Origin of the sequence: Streptomyces sp. NPDC058470 (assembly GCF_042721055.1) — a bacterium.
In the GTDB taxonomy this organism is placed as follows: domain Bacteria; phylum Actinomycetota; class Actinomycetes; order Streptomycetales; family Streptomycetaceae; genus Streptomyces.
Genome location: NZ_JBHXMF010000007.1, coordinates 23,481 through 41,444, shown reverse-complemented (window position 1 = coordinate 41,444; position 17,964 = coordinate 23,481). Strand labels below are relative to the sequence as shown.

Genomic DNA, 17,964 nt, shown 5'->3' with positions numbered 1-17,964 from the left:
CACACCCCCAGATTCCCTTGGAGATCCCCATGGCCACCCTCCTCCACATCGACTCGTCCGTTTTCCCGGGCTCCGCCTCCGCCTCCCGCGCGGTGACGGACGCCTTCCGCAAGGCCTGGGAGGAACAGCACCCGGAGGGCACGGTGATCTACCGCGACCTCGCCGCGAACCCCGTACCGCACATCACCGCCGCCTCCTTCTCCGCCGGCCTCGCCTCCCCGGACACGCACACCCCCGAGCAGGCCGCCGCCTTCGCCGAGCGCGTGACGTTCATAGAGGAGCTGGAGCAGGCGGACGCCGTGCTGATCGGCGCCCCGATGTACAACTTCACGATCCCGTCGACCCTCAAGGCCTGGCTGGACAACGTCATCCTCATGGGCCGCACCGCCGCGACCGAGGACTCGAAGATCGCGGGCACCCCGGTCACCGTGATCGCCAGCCGCGGCGGCTCCTACGCGCCGGGCACCCCGCGCGAGCCCTTCGAGTACGTGCAGAACTACCTGGAGGCCGTCCTGCGCGACGCCCTCGCCCTGGACCTCACCTTCATCGTCCCGGAACTCACGGCGGCACCGCACAACCCGGCGATGTCCGAGCTGATCCCCCTCTTCGAGGCCTCCCGTACGAAGGCTCTCGACGAAGCGGTCAGCAAGGCCAAGGAACTCGCCGAACGCCTCGCCGCGTAACCCGTCGCCCCTCCAGAGCGCGACCGCACCATCCGCAGCAAGGCCCCGTGTGATTGTCCTCACGCAGAACGATCACACGGGGCCGCTATCCCGTAGGAACTCCGGGAACCCCAGGAAGCCCGGACACCGCGACGAACGGCCGACACCGCAAGGCGCGGCAGGCACGACACCGCACCAGCGTCAGCCTCAGCGTCAGTACAGAACCCGCCACAAACGCAGCGAACCCAGCCGACGACCGCCGTCGCGCCTCCCCCGACTCCCGCCCGTTCCGGTGCTGCTGCTGCTGCTGCTGCTGCTGCTCGATCATGAACGGCTCGCTTCGTCATGCGGTCGCGCGGACTCACCAGCCGCACCCCACAGCCGTAGAGATGCGCGCACGCCTTTCCCTAGCGAGACAACGTCCGGGGAGAGTTACTCCCTATCGGATCGATCTTGCAGGTGGTCCCTCAAGAACTGGGCTCCGACCGTGAGATACCTCACCGCCGGAGCCCGGTCACGTCACCGTCCGGGCATGGGCACGCCCACCTGTCGCACAACGAGAAATGGGCCCCCACCAGGACTTTCGTCTCTGGTGAAGACCCGTTCCGTCGGTTCTTCGTGTGGTGCGCGAGGGGGGAGTTGAACCCCCACGCCCTTGCGGGCACTGGAACCTGAATCCAGCGCGTCTGCCATTCCGCCACTCGCGCATTTGGTGTGTCGTCCGTCTCCCACCAAGTGGTGTGAGCGCCTGCCGACATCGAGAAGATTAGCACGCTGCTCAGGGTGGAATCACATCCGTTTTCGGTGGGCCCGCGCCCCCGCGCAGACCGCGTCCACACCCCCGCGAGAGCACACCCACACCCCTCCGGAACGGGGCTCCCGCCCAGGCCACCTCGCCCGCGCCCGGGTCGGCGTCGGCCGCAGGTATCAAGCCGAACCGGTTCACGTATCAACCTCGTACCGGTCCTGAGCATCTACCCAGGAGCAGGACAGCCCGCACAGTCAGGTGCGGGACACTGGTCGCGGGCCGCCTCTACGATCCATGGCAGGAGTAGCGCCTGCGGGAGTTCGAAAAGGCGCTTCACAGGGAACTTCGGGAAGGGACTCCGGAAGCCGTCGACATCCGTCGACATCCGTCGACCGGGCCGACAGGGGGAACCACCCGAATTCCCGGCGCGTGGATACGATCAGTAAGCAGTACGAGCAGGACCCGCACGCCAAGCACCACGAGCACGCCAAGCACGACGAGCTGGACCAGCGACACGAGCACGACCCGAAGTACCAGCACGACCCGCAGCACCCGCTGCATCGGCAAGACCAGCGAGGCCCGCAACACCAGCACCACAACTACGGCAACAATCTGCACCAGGACGGCTACGAAGGAGGAGGTGCCCCATGGGAGTCCTGAAGAAGTTCGAGCAGCGTCTCGAAGGCCTGGTCAACGGCACCTTCGCCAAGGTGTTCAAGTCCGAGGTCCAGCCCGTGGAGATCGCCGGAGCACTCCAGCGCGAGTGCGACAACAACGCCACGATCTGGAACCGCGACCGGACCGTCGTACCCAACGACTTCATCGTCGAGCTCAGCACGCCGGACTTCGATCGCCTCAGCCCCTACTCGGGGCAGCTCGGCGACGAGCTCGCCGGCATGGTGCGCGACTACGCCAAGCAGCAGCGCTACGCGTTCATGGGCCCCATCAAGGTCCATCTGGAGAAGGCCGACGACCTCGACACCGGTCTGTACCGGGTGCGTAGCCGTACGCTCGCCTCCTCGACCAACCAGCAGGCCCCCGAGCGCGCTCCCGCGGGCCCGGCGGCTCCGGCCCCGGGCAGGGCCGGTGGCTACGGCTACCCGCCCGCCGCCCAGCCGGCGGGCGCACCGCCCATGCCGGCCGCACCACCGCCCGGCGGACACGCGGCGCCCGCGCCCATGGGCCAGCGGCCCACCGCGGCACCGGGCGCGCAGCCCGGCGGCCGGACGCGGCACTGGATCGAGGTCAACGGCACCCGCCATCAGATCTCCCGCCCGACGCTGGTGCTGGGTCGCAGCACCGAAGCCGACGTGCGGATCGACGACCCCGGCGTATCGCGCAGGCACTGTGAGATCCGGACCGGAACGCCCTCGACCGTCCAGGATCTTGGGTCCACCAACGGCATCGTGGTGGACGGGCAGCACACCACCCGCGCTACGCTCCGCGACGGCTCGCGGATTGTCGTGGGCAGCACCACCATCATTTACCGGCAAGCCGAAGGGTGAAGCGGGGGCAATGTCAGAGCTGACCCTCACGGTCATGCGGCTGGGTTTCCTGGCCGTACTGTGGCTGTTCGTGATCGTGGCCGTGCAGGTCATCCGCAGCGACCTGTTCGGAACGCGTGTCACACAGCGCGGGTCGCGACGGGACGCCAACAGGCAGCAGCCGGCCGCGCGCCAGGCCGCGCCACCGCCGCAACGCCAGCAGGCCGCACCAAGCGGCGGCCGCCAGCGGCGCGGCGCCCCGACCAAACTCGTCGTCTCGGAGGGCACCCTCACGGGCACGACGGTCGCACTGCAGGGGCAGACCATCACCCTGGGCCGCGCGCACGACAGCACCATCGTGCTGGACGACGACTACGCGTCCAGCAGGCATGCCAGGATCTACCCGGACCGCGACGGTCAGTGGATCGTCGAGGACCTCGGATCCACCAACGGCACGTATCTCGACCGGAACCGGCTGACGACCCCCACACCGGTTCCGCTGGGCGCGCCGATCCGCATCGGCAAGACCGTCATCGAGCTGCGGAAGTAGTGCTACATCATGAATAGGCGCGAGCGGAGCGAGCACGCGGCGGCGGTCCAGACGAAGGACGCCCGCGCGCTCCCGACCGGAGGGTGGGCACCGTGCGGATGTACCCGGAGCCGACGGGCGAGGTGCGCATGAGTCTGTCACTGCGCTTCGCCGCCGGATCGCACAAAGGCATGATCCGCGAGGGGAACGAGGACTCCGGTTACGCCGGTCCCCGCCTCCTCGCGATCGCCGACGGGATGGGCGGCCAGGCCGCCGGTGAGGTCGCCAGCTCCGAGGTGATCTCCACGATCGTCGCGCTGGACGACGACGTGCCTGGATCCGACATCCTCACCTCGCTCGGCACCGCCGTGCAGCGGGCCAACGACCAGCTGCGGATGATGGTCGAGGAGGATCCCCAGCTGGAAGGCATGGGGACCACCCTCACGGCCCTCCTGTGGACCGGTCAGCGGCTCGGTCTCGTGCACGTCGGCGACTCCCGCGCGTACCTGCTGCGGGACGGCGTACTGACGCAGATCACCCAGGACCACACCTGGGTGCAGCGCCTCGTCGATGAGGGGCGCATCACCGAGGAAGAGGCCACCACCCACCCGCAGAGGTCACTCCTCATGCGCGCGCTGGGCAGCGGCGACCACGTCGAGCCCGACCTCTCCATCCGTGAAGTCCGCGCCGGCGACCGCTACTTGATCTGCTCCGACGGACTGTCCGGCGTCGTCTCCCACCAGACGATGGAAGACACCCTCGCCAGCTACCAGGGCCCCCAGGAAACCGTGCAGCAGCTCATCGAGCTCGCGCTGCGCGGCGGCGGCCCGGACAACATCACGGTCATCATCGCCGACGTCCTCGACATCGACGGCGGCGACACCCTCGCGGCCCAGCTCTCCGACACCCCGGTCGTCGTCGGCGCGGTCGCCGAGAACCAGCATCAGCACCAACTGCACGACAACGGCGCCATGCAGACACCGGCCGGCCGGGCCTCCAGCCTCGGCCGCCCCGTGCCCGGACAGGGCGGCGGCGAGTTCGGCCCGCCCGGCAGCGGCGACACCACGGGCTACGTGGACACCAGCGGCTTCGGCGGCTACTCCGACGAGGACTTCGTCAAGCCGCGCACCGGACGCAGGTGGCTGAAGAGATCCTTCTACATCGTGCTCGCGCTCGGCATCATCGGCGGCGGCCTCTACGGCGGCTACCGCTGGACACAGACGCAGTACTACGTCGGCGCCAAGGGCGAACACGTCGCGCTCTACCAGGGCATCAGCCAGGACCTGGCCTGGGTCTCCCTCTCGAAGGTCGAGAAGGACCACCCCGAGATCGAACTCAAGTACCTGCCGCCCTACCAACAGCAGCAGGTCGAGGCGACCATCGCCGAAGGCGGCCTCAGCGACGCCAAGTCGAAGATCGACGAGCTCGCCGTGCAGGCCTCCGCCTGCAAGAAGGACTCCGAGCGCCGCGCCGCCGAAGCCGACAGCAACGCCAAGACCGGTGAGGGCGAGGCAGGCGGAACCACGGGAACCACAACAACCTCCCTGACGTCCAAAGCCACGCCGACGCCGACCCCCTCGGCGTCCACGTCCACAACCGCACCCACTCCCACACCCGGCCCCAGCCTCTCCGACGAGGAGCAGAAGCTGGTCTCGCTGTGCGGTAAGCAGTAAGCAGCCGTGAGGGGCCCTGTCACACCATGAGCAGTAGTACGAACACACCGACGCACCACACGTCCACGATCGGGTCGATCGGCACACCGAGCCGACGCAACACCGAACTGGCCCTGCTGGTGTTCGCGGTGGTGATCCCGGTCTTCGCGTACGCCAACGTGGGCCTCGCCATCAACGACTCGGTGCCGCCGGGCCTGTTGAGCTACGGCCTCGGTCTCGGCCTCCTCGCGGGCGTCGGCCACCTCGTCGTACGCAAGTTCGCGCCGTACGCCGACCCGCTGCTGCTGCCGCTGGCGACGCTGCTGAACGGCCTGGGTCTGGTCGTCATCTGGCGGCTCGACCAGTCAAAGCTCCTCCAGGAGATCGGTCAGGCCGGCAACGCCGCGCCGCGCCAGCTGCTGTACACCGCGCTCGGCATCGGCCTGTTCGTCGTCGTACTGATCTTCCTCAAGGACCACCGAGTCCTGCAGCGCTACACATACATCTCCATGGCGCTGGCCCTGGTCCTCCTGCTGCTGCCGCTGGTACCGGGCCTCGGCGCCGAAATCACCTACGGCGCCAAGATCTGGATCTCGGTCGCCGGATTCTCCATCCAGCCCGGTGAGTTCGCGAAGATCGTGCTGGCCGTCTTCTTCGCCGGCTACCTGATGGTGAAGCGGGACGCACTGGCCCTGGCCAGCCGCCGCTTCATGGGCCTGTACCTGCCGCGCGGCCGCGACCTCGGCCCGATCATCGTCGTCTGGATGATCTCGATCCTCATCCTGGTGTTCGAGACCGACCTCGGTACCTCGCTGCTGTTCTTCGGAATGTTCATCATCATGCTGTACGTCGCCACCGAGCGGACCAGCTGGATCGTCTTCGGTCTCCTGATGTCCGCGGCCGGCGCCGTCAGCGTGGCGAGCTTCGAACCGCACGTCCAGACCCGCGTCCAGGCCTGGCTCGACCCGATGCACGAGTACACGCTCAGCCAGGCCGGGACCCAGGACGGCGTCGTCCACTCCGAGCAGGCCATGCAGGCGCTGTGGGCCTTCGGCTCCGGCGGCACCCTCGGCACCGGCCTCGGCCAGGGCCACTCCGACCTCATCCGGTTCGCCGCCAACTCCGACTTCATCCTCGCCACCTTCGGCGAGGAACTGGGCCTGGCCGGCCTCATGGCGATCCTGCTGATCTACGGCCTGGTCGTGGAGCGCGGCATCCGCACCGCCCTCGCCGCCCGCGACCCGTTCGGCAAGCTCCTCGCCGTCGGTCTGTCCGGCGCCTTCGGACTCCAGGTCTTCGTGGTCGCCGGCGGCGTCATGGGCCTGATCCCGCTCACCGGTATGACCATGCCGTTCCTCGCCTCCGGCGGTTCCTCCGTCATCGCCAACTGGGTCCTGATCGCCATCCTGATCCGCATCAGCGACACCGCACGCCGCCCGGCCCCAGCCCCAGCCCCGAACCCCGACGCCGAAATGACCCAGGTGGTCCGCCCGTGAACAAGCCCCTGCGCCGGATCGCGATCTTCTGCGGGCTCCTCGTCCTCGCCCTGCTCATCCGCGACAACTGGCTCCAGTACGTCCAGGCCGACAGCCTCAAGGACGACCCCAAGAACCGCCGCGTCGCCATCGCCCGCTACGCCACACCCCGCGGCAACATCATCGTCGACGGAGACCCGATCACCGGGTCCAAGAAGACGTCGGGCGACAGCTACAACGACTTCGAGTACAAGCGCACCTACAAGGACGGCGCGATGTGGGCGCCGGTCACCGGGTACGCCTCGCAGGCCTTCGGCGCCACCCAGCTCGAATCCATCGACGACGGCATCCTCACCGGCAACGACGACCGGCTCTTCTTCCGCAACACCCTCGACATGATCACGGGCAAGCCCCAGCAGGGCGGCAACGTCGTCACCACCCTCAACGCCGCCGCGCAGAAGGCCGCGTACGACGGACTGCTCAAGCAGGGCAAGGGCGCCGTCGCCGCGATCGACCCGGAGACCGGCGCGATCCTCGCCCTCGCCTCCACCCCCTCGTACGACCCCTCGACGTTCGCCGGGAACTCGACGAGCGTCGACGGCAAGGCCTGGACGGCGCTCCAGAAGAAGAACGACCCCGACGACCCGATGCTCAACCGGGCGCTGCGCGAGACCTACCCGCCGGGCTCCACCTTCAAGGTGGTCACCGCGGCCGCGGCCCTGGAGGACGGCCTGTACACGTCCGCGGACGAGAAGACCGACTCGCCGCTGCCGTACACCCTGCCGGACACCACGACCGAGCTGAAGAACGAGGGGAACATCCCCTGCAAGGACGCGACTCTGCGGGTCGCCCTGCAGTATTCCTGCAACACCGTCTTCGGCAAGATCGGCGCCGACCTCGGCAAGGACAAGATGCTCACGGAGGCCGAGAAGTTCGGCTTCAACTCCGAGCAGTTCACGCCGGTCCGCTCCAGCGCCTCCGTCTTCCCCAAGGAGATGGACAAGCCGCAGACCGCGCTCAGCTCGATCGGTCAGTTCGAGACCGCCACGACCCCGCTGCAGATGGCCATGGTCGCCTCGGCCGTCGCCAACAACGGCACGCTCATGAAGCCGTACATGGTCGACAAGCTGCAGGCTCCGAGCCTGGACGTCATCGAGCAGACCGAGCCCGAGAAGATGAGCGAGCCGCTGTCCCCCGAGAACGCCGCGATCCTGCAGTCGATGATGGAGACGGTCGTCAAGGACGGCACGGGCAAGAACGCCCAGATCAACGAGGGCGGCGTCACGGTGGGCGGCAAGACCGGTACCGCCCAGCACGGCGTCGACAACAGCGAGAACCCGTACGCCTGGTTCATCTCGTACGCCAAGCTCAGCGACGGCAGCTCACCGGTCGCCATCGCCGTGGTGGTCGAGGACGAAAGCGCCAACCGTGACGACATCTCTGGTGGTGGCCTCGCGGCCCCCATCGCGAAAAGTGTGATGCAAGCAGTCATCGACAGCACCAAGTGACCCCCGTCACGTCTCCTGCACATCCGTGCACGTTGGGATACCGGTCCTGTATCGAGTGACGATTGTGGCCAGGTCACAGAAGCCGAGCCGGGTACGGTATGCCCGGACGGCACACCGCCGGACCACACAAAGGTGCGGTCGGGACCGAGGAGAGGGCTGGTAGGTAGCTATGGAAGAGCCGCGTCGCCTCGGCGGCCGGTACGAGCTGAGCCACGTGCTCGGCCGTGGTGGCATGGCGGAGGTCTACCTCGCGCATGACACCCGGCTCGGGCGCACGGTGGCGGTGAAGACGCTGCGGGCCGACCTCGCACGCGACCCATCGTTCCAGGCTCGGTTCCGCCGGGAGGCCCAGTCGGCCGCCTCGCTCAACCATCCCGCGATCGTCGCCGTGTACGACACGGGTGAGGACTACATCGACGGCACGTCCATCCCGTACATCGTGATGGAGTACGTCGACGGATCCACGCTGCGCGAGCTGCTGCACTCGGGCCGCAGACTGCTGCCCGAGCGCACCCTGGAGATGACCATCGGGATCCTCCAGGCCCTGGAGTACTCCCACCGCGCCGGCATCGTCCACCGCGACATCAAGCCCGCCAACGTCATGCTCACGCGCAACGGCCAGGTCAAGGTCATGGACTTCGGCATCGCCCGCGCCATGGGCGACTCCGGCATGACGATGACGCAGACGTCCGCCGTCATAGGTACGGCGCAGTACCTCTCGCCTGAGCAGGCGAAGGGCGAACAGGTCGACGCACGCTCCGACCTGTACTCGACGGGCTGCCTGCTGTACGAGTTGCTGACCGTCCGCCCGCCGTTCATCGGCGACTCCCCGGTCGCGGTCGCCTACCAGCACGTACGCGAGGAGCCGCAGCCCCCGAGCGTCTTCGACCCCGAGATCACGCCCGAGATGGACGCGATCGTACTCAAGGCCCTCGTCAAGGACCCCGACTACCGCTACCAGTCCGCCGACGAGATGCGCGCCGACATCGAGGCCTGCCTCGACGGCCAGCCCGTCGCGGCCACCGCGGCCATGGGCTCCGTCGGATACGGCGGCTACGGCGCCGACCAGGCCACCACCGCCCTGCACTCCGCGGACGCCACCTCCATGCTCCCCCCGATGAACCCGGACGACGGCAGCTACGGCTACGACGACCGGCCCGACCGCCGCCGCCAGAAGAAGTCGAACACCTCGACGATTCTGTTGGTCGTGGCGGGGGTTCTCGTGCTGGTCGGTGCGATCCTGATCGGGAAGTGGGTGTTCAGCGGCGACAGTGCCACGAACTCGGCGTTCGCCGCACCCAACTTCGTCGGCCAGACGTTGGACGACGCCAAGAAGATGGCGACCAACAGCGACCTGGTGGCAGCGACCACCGAGAAGACCTGCGAGGACCAGCCGAAGGGCAACATCTGCTCGCAGGACCCGAAGGCGGGCGTGGACGTCAACAAGGGCGACACCGTCAATCTGGTGGTTTCCACGGGGGCGCCGAAGGTGACGGTTCCGAGCGTCCTCGGCGACAGCCTGGACGACGCCAAGTCGGAACTCGAGGGCGACGACTACCAGTTCGAGGTCAAGACGAAGACCCAGGAGTCCTCAGAGGATCCGGACACCGTCCTGGACCAGGACCCGAAGCTCGGCGCGGAGGTGGAGAAGGGATCCACCATCACCCTCACCGTCGCCATCGCGAAGAAGCAGTCCACCGTCCCGGACGTCCTGAACAAGTCCTGCGACGAAGCCAAGGCACAGATGTCGGACAGCAACCTGGTCGGCAACTGCACCGAGGTGGAGACCGACGACCCCAACCAGGTCGGCAAGGTCATCCGGACCACCCCGCAGGCCGGGTCGCAGGCCGACCCCGGGTCCAACGTGCAGATCGAGATCGGCAAGGCGAAGGCTCAGACCGCCGTGCCGAGCGTAGTCGGCCAGACCGTGGCGGTGGCGAAGCAGACGCTTCAGCAGGCCGGCTTCAACGACATCGAGTTCGCCGACGGCAGCGACCAGGGCGACAACGCGATCGTCACCAATCAGGACCCGGTCAACACCCAGGTCGACGATCCCGGTGACACGACGATCACACTCACCACCGTGGGCACCGGCGGCAACAACGGCGGCAACAACGGCTTCTTCGGCGGCTCCACCGGATAGGCCGGCACGAAGAACCGCCACCGCCCGGTACGACGACTGAGTCCCGGCCACCCGTAGAGGGCGGTCGGGACTCAGTCATTCACCCACTGATGGCCAGGACTCCGGTCCTACCCACCCAGCTCTTCGACATTCCGTGCGAGATCCGACCACATCTTCATATACCCCGACTCGTTGAACCGATGGGGTGGGGAAACAGAGCTCTGCCCTGGCCAGACGGCCATGACGCGAGCAAAAGGTGCGGAACGTGATCAACGAAGCGGCTCTGCTGGAATCGAAGACACTGCGGGACAGCGTGCTGGAACGCACGGACGTGCTCAACAGGGTGAAGGCGCTGTCGCTGCTGCCGGACGGCATGCATGTGACGACGGCGATGGTGGCGGCGTACTTCGAAGTCGCGGAGCGTGTCATCAACCGGATGGCACAACGGCACCGGGACGAACTGACGGTGAACGGCCTACGGGTCCTACGAGGAGAAGACCTGGCGCGATTCAAGGGAGACACGCTGTCTCTCTATCCTGAGAGTTATCCACAGCCCCGCTCCAGCCTGGCTCTCTGGTCCCGTCGAGCCGTCCTCAACGTCGCCATGCTCCTCCGTGACAGCGATGTCGCCCGACAGGTCCGCACCTACCTCCTCGACATGGAGTACCTGGCGCGAACTCTCCCGGTGGAGAAACCGGCTCCGAGCGAGGGCGTGCCGCTGGACGACCGCATCGACCAGCGCATCACCCACATCCTCGGAAAGACCGTCGTCCCGATGTTCAACGCCCTGATCGAGACATCGGGCGAGCACCGTCAGGAACTCATCTCCCTGCGTGAGGACGTCCAACGGATCGAGCAGCGGCTGTGCGACCACGACACCCGCATCACCGATCTCGAACACACCCGCGGCCCACGCCTGTACACCGGAATCATGGCCTCCATCGATGCCATGAACTGGCGCGAGTTCGAACACCACGTCGCCGTCCTGCTGCGCCGCGACGGCTGCACGGACGTCATCGTGCACGGCGGACCGGGCGACCGGGGAGTGGACGTCACCGCGCGCACCGCCGACGGCCGTTCGGTCGTCGCGCAGTGCAAGAGTTTCGCTCCGTACCGCCCCGTATGGAGCGGTGAACTGCAGAAGTTCCTCGGCGCCTCACGCGTCCAGCACGCAGCCAACGTGGCACTCTTCGTCGCCACGACATCATTCGCGCCCGACGCACGTGCCATCGCGGAGACCTATGGCGTCACCCTCGTGGACCGTTCCCACCTGGAGAAATGGAGCGCGGGAGTTCCGCTGCCAGTCCTCCAGTAGGCCTCACCGGACACAACCGAAAGAGCCCGAAGCCGCAAAGGAAAGTTGCGGCTTCGGGCCCGGCTCATGTCAAGCGTGACAACACGTCACGCTAACTCAGCTCCTTCGGCGGAGTCCGATCGCTGTCCACCGCATCCACCCGCTGCAACTCCCCCCACACCACATACCGATCCCGCGACGTGTACACCGGCGTGCAGGTCGTCAGCGTGATGTAGTGCCCCGGCTTCGTCTTGCCGGACTGCTTGGGGACGGGCTGCAGGACCTTGACGTTGTACTTCGAGGTCTCCGGGAGGATGTCGTAGACCTTGTAGACGTACCACTTGTCCTTGGTCTCGAAGACGATCGCGTCGCCCTTCTTGACCTTGTCGATGTTGTGGAACTTGGCGCCGTGGCCGTCGCGGTGGGCGGCGAGGGTGAAGTTGCCGTTCTTGTCGCTCGTCGGCAGGGCGGACTTAACGGGGTCCGTGTAGTAGCCGGCGACGCCGTCGTTGAGGATCTCGGACGACGTGCCCTTCTCGACGAGGACCTCGCCGTTCCTCATCGCCGGGACGTGCAGGAAACCGATGCCGTTCTTGGTGTCCAGGGACCCTGGGCCGGTGTCCACCGTCGCCCAGTTGTCGCGGACCTTGTCGCCCTGCTTGTCCGCCGCGCGGTCCGCGACGACGTTCGTCCACCACAGGGAGTAGACGACGAACAGACCGAGCACCAGACCCGCGGTGATGAGGAGTTCACCGAAGACACTGACCGCCAACGCCAGCCGGCCCGAGCCGCGGCCTCGCGGCGCCGGCACCGGTTCCTCGACGTCGGTGCGCTCGTCGCGGTCGGTCCTCGCTGACACTGTGCATCTGCCCCGTCTGGTCGGTCGCGGGTTGTCCCGTGTGCGGCTACTGCATGCTCTCGGGCGCTCTTACTGAACGAGCGCTTCCGGCTTGCCCTCGCTGCGCGGCCGGTCCTCGACCATCTTGCCCCACACGATCATCCGGTACTTGCTGGTGTATTCCGGTGTGCAGGTGGTGAGCGTGATGTAGCGGCCCGGCTCGGTGAAACCCGAACCCTTGGGCACCGGGTCGATCACGGAGGTGTTGCTCGGACTCGTCACCGGCAGGATCGACGTCATCTTGTAGACGAAGTAGTCGTCCTGCGTCTCGACGACGATCTCGTCTCCGGGCACAAGCTTGTTGATGTACCGGAACGGCTCCCCGTGCGTGTTCCGGTGCCCCGCCAGCGCGAAGTTGCCCGTCGCGGCATCCGGCATCGCCGTCTTCAGGCTGCCCTCCGCATAGTGACCGACCATTCCACGGTCGAGCACCTTCGTCTTGCTCGTGCCCTCGGCGATCGGCGTGACCACGTCCAGCTTCGGAATGTGCAGGATGGCGAAGCCCTGCCCCGGCTCGAACGTCCCCGGGTTCCCCTTGCCCGTCGCCCAGTCCTGCTGAAGGTTGTTCGCGGCGCTGTCCGCCTGCTGGTGCGCCCGCACGTTCGACCACCACAGCTGGTAGGTCACGAACAGCAGCATCAGCACACCGGTGGTGATGAACACCTCACCGATCATCCGGCTCGCGATGACGGCGGCACCCGGCTTCCGCGCCCGCTCCGCCCGCCGCGCCTCCATCCGCGTCAGAGGCGCCTCAGCGCCCTTCTCCGCCGACGCCAGGGACTCCTGGGGGTCCTGGGACTCCAGAGGCTCCTGAGGGCCTCCATGCCGCCCGTGACGCCGGGCAGCCTTACGCCGGGCGGCCCGGCCTCCCGAGGCGGGCACGGGCGCGCTCGTATTTCCGGCTATTCGGGACGCATCCGGTATCAAGTCCGGCATCGGCCCCGGCAGCGGCCCCGGAATCGAACCCGGCGTCGCCCCCGACATCCGCAGGGCCACCGTCTCGTCGTCCAACGGTGCGGGCGCCGCGCGCGGTTGCTCGTACGGCGCGGAAGCCGGCTCCCGGTACGGCGGAGCAACCGGCTCCTCGAACGACGCCGTGACCGGTTCCTCGTACGACGACTGCCGCGGCCGCGTCGGCTCGGGCGCCGCGTACCAGTCGTGCGCGTACCCCTCCGGGTCGTACCACTCCTGCCGCTCAGGAGTCTGCGGCGGAGGGACCGGGTTCGAAGAGGCGGGCTGCGGAGGAATCCCCTGCAGCCCGGTTGTCGGCGGCCGGAGCCCGGCGGCCGACTGCTGCTGCCCGGTGGCCGCCCCCTGCCCCGGCAGCGGATCCGTCAGCGGATCGGCCAGCTGCTCGACCGCAACCTCGAAGGCCTCAGCGCCCGCAAAACCCTCCGGACCCGCAAAGCCTTCCGCGCCCGCAAAACCCTCAGCACCCTCGAACGCCTCGGCGCCCCCGTACGCGGCCTCGCCGCCATAGGAGGAGCTCTCGCGCTCGGGGCGCAGCGCGGTCACGCCGTGACCCTGCCCACCACCGGGGCGAGCCCCGCCGACCTCGCCACGGCCCCCTGGTCGCCGCACACCACCAGCCAGTTGGCGAGCATGCGGTGCCCGTGCTCGGTCAGCACCGACTCGGGGTGGAACTGCACACCCTCGACCGCGAGTTCACGGTGCCGCAGCCCCATGATGATCCCGTCGTGGGTACGGGCCGTGACCTCCAGCTCGGCCGGCACGGTCTCCGGCTCGGCCGCGAGCGAGTGGTAACGGGTCGCCGTGAAGGGGGACGGAAGACCCGCGAAGACGCCCTGGCCCTCGTGCTCCACGAGCGAGGTCTTGCCGTGCAGCAGCTCGGGCGCACGGTCCACCACACCGCCGTACGCCACCTGCATCGACTGCATGCCGAGGCAGACACCGAAGACGGGAACACCGGTCGCGGCACAGTGCCGGACCATCTCGATGCAGACACCGGCCTGCTCGGGAGCGCCCGGGCCCGGCGACAGGAGCACCCCGTCGAAACCGTCCTGGGCGTGCGCCGTCGACACCTCGTCGTTGCGCAGCACCTCGCACTCGGCACCCAGCTGATACAGGTACTGGACCAGGTTGAAGACGAAGCTGTCGTAGTTGTCGACGACGAGAATCCGCGCGCTCACTGGTTGTCCACCGTCACATCGTTGAAGGGAAGCAGCGGTTCGGCCCACGGGAAGACGTACTGGAAGAGCACGTAGACCGTCGCGAGGGCCAGTACGAGGGCGACCAGCGCCCTCACCCACGCGTTCCCCGGCAGATGCCGCCAGATCCAGCCGTACATGCCGTCCCTTCCGTCGTCGTACGGCACCAGACTAACGGCGTAGCGCCGTCGGTTTCCCAGCCTCCACAGGCTGTGTGGAATCAAGGTGCGCCCAGACGATCAGCCGATGACTGTGCCCCCACTCCGGGTCGCACGTGGTCAGGGTGAGATAGCGGCCCGGACGCGTATACCCGGACTTACGCGGCACAGGATCGATCACCTCAATATCGGAGGGCACTGTTTTGTACGGGCCTTTGTCGATCCGATACGTGAACCAGGTTGTCCCGTCGGTCAGCACCACCGCGTCCCCCTTGCGCAGCTCGGGAAAGTCCTTGAACGGGTCTCCGTACGTACGGCGGTGCCCCGCGACGGCGAAGTTCCCCGGCTGCCCGAGCTGGGCCGTCCCCCTGTAGTGGCCGAGCCCCTTCTTGAGAACGTCGGTGCCGGTGCCTTCGAGCAGAGGCTTGTTCCACGTGAAACCAAGCCGTGGGATGTACATCACAGCGAAAGGCTTGTCATACGTGTACGGGGCGGGCGGCGCCGGAGCCGCCACGGGGGTCTCGATCTGCCCAGGGCTCGGGCTCTGGCTCTGCCCGGAGCCGGGGCTCTGGGGAGGGGACGCGGCCGGCGACCGCACGCTCCCCTTCGACCACTGTTCCTGGAGCTGGTCGATCTGCCGGTCCATCGCGCTGTCGGCCTTCACACCCGTCCAGAACAGCACGTAGACCACGAAGAGCACGATCAAGGTACCGACAGTGATGCACAGTTCACTGACCGTCCTGACGACCACTCGCACCGACACAGGTCCCCCAGCGGCAGCAATAGCTGATCAGGCACTACTCCGAGCCGGCCCGAACCACCTCGAACAACCTCGAACTACTCCACGGGCTTCGCGTAGTGGAGATCCACTGTGCCCGAGTACCCGGGAAGAGTCACCGTCCCGTCCTCCTCGACTTTCCAGCCGAGCCCGTAGACGTTGACGTACACCATGTAGTTCTGGATCGCGGGGGAGGCGGACAGCGCATCGTGAAGCTTGCCGGGGTCACCGATTGCGGTGATCTTGTACGGGGGTGAGTAGACGCGGCCCTGCAGGATGAGGGTGTTGCCGACGCAGCGCACGGCGCTCGTGGAGATCAGCCGCTGGTCCATCACCTTGATGCCCTCCGCACCGCCCTCCCACATGGCGTTCACGACCGCCTGGAGGTCCTGCTGGTGGATGACCAGGTAGTCGGGCTGCGGCTCGGGATAGCCGGGCAGCTTGGCCGTGGCGTTCGGCGGAGCGTCGTTGAGCGTGACCGTGACGGCCTCGCCCTTGAGCTTCTGGGTGCCCGCGTTCTTCTCCAGCGCCGCGAGCCTGGCGTCCTCGGCGGCCGTGCTGCCGTCCTCGCGCCCGGCCAGCGCATCGACGTCGTCACGCAGGATTCCGTTGGACTCATCCAGCGACGCGTTCTTGTGGCTGCGCTCCTCGATCAGGTCGGACAGCTTCAGCAAAGAGGCGTCCGTGCGGATGTTGGTGCCCTTGGCCGTGTTGAAACTCGTGAAGAAAATGAGGCCCGCGAGGGCAAAAACGGCCGCCGTTAGTACGCGAACGGGCCTGAAACGGCGCTTACCGGCAGGGCTGGAACCCGTACCGGGGGAGTCGGCAGAATTGCTCAACGTACCCTTATCTCCTTCGGCGCCGCGGAAGCACTACGCTAACGGACGCCCGGGGGAGCACTCAGTGTCCCCTTGTACGCTGCCCCGGAGCCCGCCCCAGTTCCCTGCGCGGCCACGCAGCGCATCGACAGGAGAGACCCTCGTGCCGAAGTCACGTATCCGCAAGAAGGCCGACTACACGCCGCCCGCGGCGAAGCAGGCGACCAATATCAAGCTGACCAGCCACGGCTGGGTCGCACCGGTCATGCTGGCCATGTTCCTCATCGGCCTGGCCTGGATCGTCGTCTTCTACGTCACGGACGGCTCGCTGCCCGTCGACGGCCTCGACAACTGGAACATCGTGGTCGGCTTCGGCTTCATCGCCGCAGGCTTCGGCGTCTCCACACAGTGGAAGTAGCCCCAGGAAAGTAGCCCTGAGGCAGCTCTGAGGCAGCTCTGCAGCACTTCGGGGCAGGTCTCCGACAGCTCTGCCCAGGGCTATCCACTGAGTTATCCACAGCAGTTATCCACACAGGTGGAAAAGAAAGAAGATCTGTGGATAACTAATCCGAGGTTGACGCCGGTGCGATAGACCTACCGGGATCCGGAAGCTTGTTCGCCCCCTGCCTGACCTGGGGAAAACCAGTTCAGCGACAGGGGGCACAGCTGTTCCCGCACAATGTGCACAAGATCCGCCACGATCTGTGGACAACACCGTTTCCTCAGGTGAGCTGAACGGTCCTGACCAGCGTGGCAACCACCACGGCGACCAGCACCAGGGCACACACCCCGTACTGGATCAGAGCCCTCCGCTCACGCGGAGCGTGAACCATGGCGTAGCCGACGACGACACCGCCGACGAGACCGCCGATGTGGGCCTGCCAGGCGATGTTGCTCCACCCGAAGGTGAAGATCAGGTTGATCACCAGCAGGGCGATGACCGGACGCATGTCGTACCTGCGTCGGCGCATGAGGACGGCGGTCGCGCCGAAGAGGCCGAAGATGGCGCCTGAGGCGCCGAGCGACGGCTGGTTGGGGGCGGCGATGAGATAGGTGAGCGCGCTGCCCGCGAGGCCTGAGACGAAGTACAGGGAGAGGTAGCGGGCGCGGCCGAGGGCGGCCTCCAGGGGACCGCCGATCCACCACAGGCTGAGCATGTTGAACATGATGTGGATGTAGCTGCCGTGCAGGAACATCGCCGTCAGCAGTCGGTACCACTGGCCTTCCGCGACGCCTTGCAGCCGTCCGGAGAGCCAGGCCTGCCCGAAGAGGTCGAAGCTGTCGGTGAAGCGGTCGCCCAATGACAACTGGACCAGGAAGGCGGCGAGGTTGATGCCGATCAGGATCTTGGTGGTCAGTCTGGGGTCTGCGGCGATCGTGCCGCCCGCGAGGGTACGGGGCTGGGTGGCCGTCGGGGGGTGGCCGGTTCCGGAGCCGCCGCGGATGCACTCGGGGCACTGGAAGCCGACGGAGGCGCTGACCATGCAGTCGGGGCAGATCGGTCGCTCGCAGCGGGTGCAGCGGATGCCTGACTCGCGGTCCGGATGCCGGTAGCAGGTGGGCAGGCTCGGAGTGTCCTGCGGTTCCTGATCCCCGGGGCCCTTTGGGCCCTGTGGGCTGCCTGGCGCCTGGTCCATGGGGTCCCCTCACTCGGTCGTACGCAATGCACC

General features: G+C 67.4%; 17 protein-coding genes and 1 tRNA gene. 10 read left to right on the top strand and 8 right to left on the bottom strand.

Annotated features, from left to right (window positions below; all coding sequences use genetic code 11):
* Positions 1-29 precede the first annotated feature (29 nt).
* Positions 30-683, top strand: a complete 654-nt coding sequence (locus ACFWP7_RS07120; protein ID WP_384377295.1) for an FMN-dependent NADH-azoreductase — start codon at positions 30-32, stop codon at positions 681-683.
* Between the two features lie 600 nt (positions 684-1,283).
* Here ACFWP7_RS07120 and ACFWP7_RS07115 read toward each other — a convergent pair.
* Positions 1,284-1,369, bottom strand: a tRNA-Leu gene (locus ACFWP7_RS07115).
* 470 nt (positions 1,370-1,839) lie between these two features.
* Here ACFWP7_RS07115 and ACFWP7_RS07110 point away from each other — a divergent pair.
* From ACFWP7_RS07110 to ACFWP7_RS07075, 8 genes are all read left to right on the top strand, one after another.
* Entirely contained in the window at positions 1,840-2,070 is a 231-nt protein-coding gene (locus ACFWP7_RS07110; RefSeq protein ID WP_384377292.1) for a hypothetical protein, read from the top strand.
* Positions 2,058-2,915 carry an FhaA domain-containing protein gene (locus tag ACFWP7_RS07105; protein ID WP_384377289.1) on the top strand — a complete coding sequence of 286 codons (858 nt, stop codon included), beginning with the start codon at positions 2,058-2,060 and terminating at the stop codon, positions 2,913-2,915. The genes ACFWP7_RS07110 and ACFWP7_RS07105 overlap by 13 nt, the downstream gene beginning before the upstream one ends.
* A gap of 10 nt (positions 2,916-2,925) precedes the next feature.
* Positions 2,926-3,444, top strand: a complete 519-nt coding sequence (locus ACFWP7_RS07100) for an FHA domain-containing protein (protein ID WP_384377286.1) — start codon at positions 2,926-2,928, stop codon at positions 3,442-3,444.
* Between the two features lie 98 nt (positions 3,445-3,542).
* Positions 3,543-5,096 (top strand): Stp1/IreP family PP2C-type Ser/Thr phosphatase, encoded by a 1,554-nt coding sequence (locus ACFWP7_RS07095; protein WP_384377694.1) that lies wholly within the window; start codon positions 3,543-3,545, stop codon positions 5,094-5,096.
* Between the two features lie 26 nt (positions 5,097-5,122).
* Positions 5,123-6,571 carry an FtsW/RodA/SpoVE family cell cycle protein gene (locus ACFWP7_RS07090; protein WP_384377283.1) on the top strand — a complete coding sequence of 483 codons (1,449 nt, stop codon included), beginning with the start codon at positions 5,123-5,125 and terminating at the stop codon, positions 6,569-6,571.
* Positions 6,568-8,058 (top strand): peptidoglycan D,D-transpeptidase FtsI family protein, encoded by a 1,491-nt coding sequence (locus tag ACFWP7_RS07085; RefSeq protein ID WP_384377280.1) that lies wholly within the window; start codon positions 6,568-6,570, stop codon positions 8,056-8,058. The genes ACFWP7_RS07090 and ACFWP7_RS07085 overlap by 4 nt, the downstream gene beginning before the upstream one ends.
* Before the next feature lie 169 nt (positions 8,059-8,227).
* The gene (pknB, locus tag ACFWP7_RS07080) at positions 8,228-10,201 is read left to right on the top strand and encodes a Stk1 family PASTA domain-containing Ser/Thr kinase (protein ID WP_384377277.1); all 1,974 of its coding nucleotides are present in this window, start codon (positions 8,228-8,230) and stop codon (positions 10,199-10,201) included.
* A gap of 244 nt (positions 10,202-10,445) precedes the next feature.
* On the top strand, positions 10,446-11,495 hold the full coding sequence (locus ACFWP7_RS07075) for a restriction endonuclease (RefSeq protein WP_384377274.1): 1,050 nt from the start codon (positions 10,446-10,448) through the stop codon (positions 11,493-11,495).
* Between the two features lie 91 nt (positions 11,496-11,586).
* Here ACFWP7_RS07075 and ACFWP7_RS07070 read toward each other — a convergent pair whose 3' ends face one another.
* The 6 genes from ACFWP7_RS07070 to ACFWP7_RS07045 form a co-directional block, all read right to left on the bottom strand.
* Positions 11,587-12,333, bottom strand: a complete 747-nt coding sequence (locus ACFWP7_RS07070; protein ID WP_384377271.1) for a class E sortase — start codon at positions 12,331-12,333, stop codon at positions 11,587-11,589.
* Positions 12,334-12,402: 69 nt separating this feature from the next.
* Positions 12,403-13,887: a class E sortase gene (locus ACFWP7_RS07065; protein ID WP_384377268.1), complete on the bottom strand. Its 1,485-nt coding sequence runs from the start codon at positions 13,885-13,887 to the stop codon at positions 12,403-12,405.
* Complete coding sequence (locus ACFWP7_RS07060; protein WP_384377265.1) at positions 13,884-14,522, bottom strand: aminodeoxychorismate/anthranilate synthase component II; 639 nt, start codon at positions 14,520-14,522, stop codon at positions 13,884-13,886. The genes ACFWP7_RS07065 and ACFWP7_RS07060 overlap by 4 nt, the downstream gene beginning before the upstream one ends.
* Positions 14,519-14,707: a hypothetical protein gene (locus tag ACFWP7_RS07055; protein WP_384377714.1), complete on the bottom strand. Its 189-nt coding sequence runs from the start codon at positions 14,705-14,707 to the stop codon at positions 14,519-14,521. The genes ACFWP7_RS07060 and ACFWP7_RS07055 overlap by 4 nt, the downstream gene beginning before the upstream one ends.
* Before the next feature lie 4 nt (positions 14,708-14,711).
* A complete protein-coding gene (locus ACFWP7_RS07050; protein WP_384377262.1) occupies positions 14,712-15,455 on the bottom strand; it encodes a class E sortase in 744 nt (247 codons plus the stop codon).
* A gap of 80 nt (positions 15,456-15,535) precedes the next feature.
* The gene (locus ACFWP7_RS07045; RefSeq protein ID WP_384377259.1) at positions 15,536-16,315 is read right to left on the bottom strand and encodes a DUF881 domain-containing protein; all 780 of its coding nucleotides are present in this window, start codon (positions 16,313-16,315) and stop codon (positions 15,536-15,538) included.
* Between the two features lie 142 nt (positions 16,316-16,457).
* Between ACFWP7_RS07045 and crgA the strand changes: the two genes are divergently transcribed.
* A complete protein-coding gene (gene crgA, locus ACFWP7_RS07040; protein ID WP_384377256.1) occupies positions 16,458-16,712 on the top strand; it encodes a cell division protein CrgA in 255 nt (84 codons plus the stop codon).
* Positions 16,713-17,016: 304 nt separating this feature from the next.
* Here crgA and ACFWP7_RS07035 read toward each other — a convergent pair whose 3' ends face one another.
* Positions 17,017-17,931 (bottom strand): rhomboid family intramembrane serine protease, encoded by a 915-nt coding sequence (locus ACFWP7_RS07035; protein ID WP_384377253.1) that lies wholly within the window; start codon positions 17,929-17,931, stop codon positions 17,017-17,019.
* Positions 17,932-17,964 lie beyond the last annotated feature (33 nt).

Coding starts and splice junctions, on each gene's coding strand:
- ACFWP7_RS07095 (WP_384377694.1), top strand. CDS start 3,543: ATGTACCCGGAGCCGACGGGCGAGGTGCGCATGAGTCTGTCACTGCGC.
- ACFWP7_RS07090 (WP_384377283.1), top strand. CDS start 5,123: ATGAGCAGTAGTACGAACACACCGACGCACCACACGTCCACGATCGGG.
- ACFWP7_RS07105 (WP_384377289.1), top strand. CDS start 2,058: ATGGGAGTCCTGAAGAAGTTCGAGCAGCGTCTCGAAGGCCTGGTCAAC.
- ACFWP7_RS07035 (WP_384377253.1), bottom strand. CDS start 17,931: ATGGACCAGGCGCCAGGCAGCCCACAGGGCCCAAAGGGCCCCGGGGAT.
- pknB (WP_384377277.1), top strand. CDS start 8,228: ATGGAAGAGCCGCGTCGCCTCGGCGGCCGGTACGAGCTGAGCCACGTG.
- ACFWP7_RS07100 (WP_384377286.1), top strand. CDS start 2,926: ATGTCAGAGCTGACCCTCACGGTCATGCGGCTGGGTTTCCTGGCCGTA.
- ACFWP7_RS07120 (WP_384377295.1), top strand. CDS start 30: ATGGCCACCCTCCTCCACATCGACTCGTCCGTTTTCCCGGGCTCCGCC.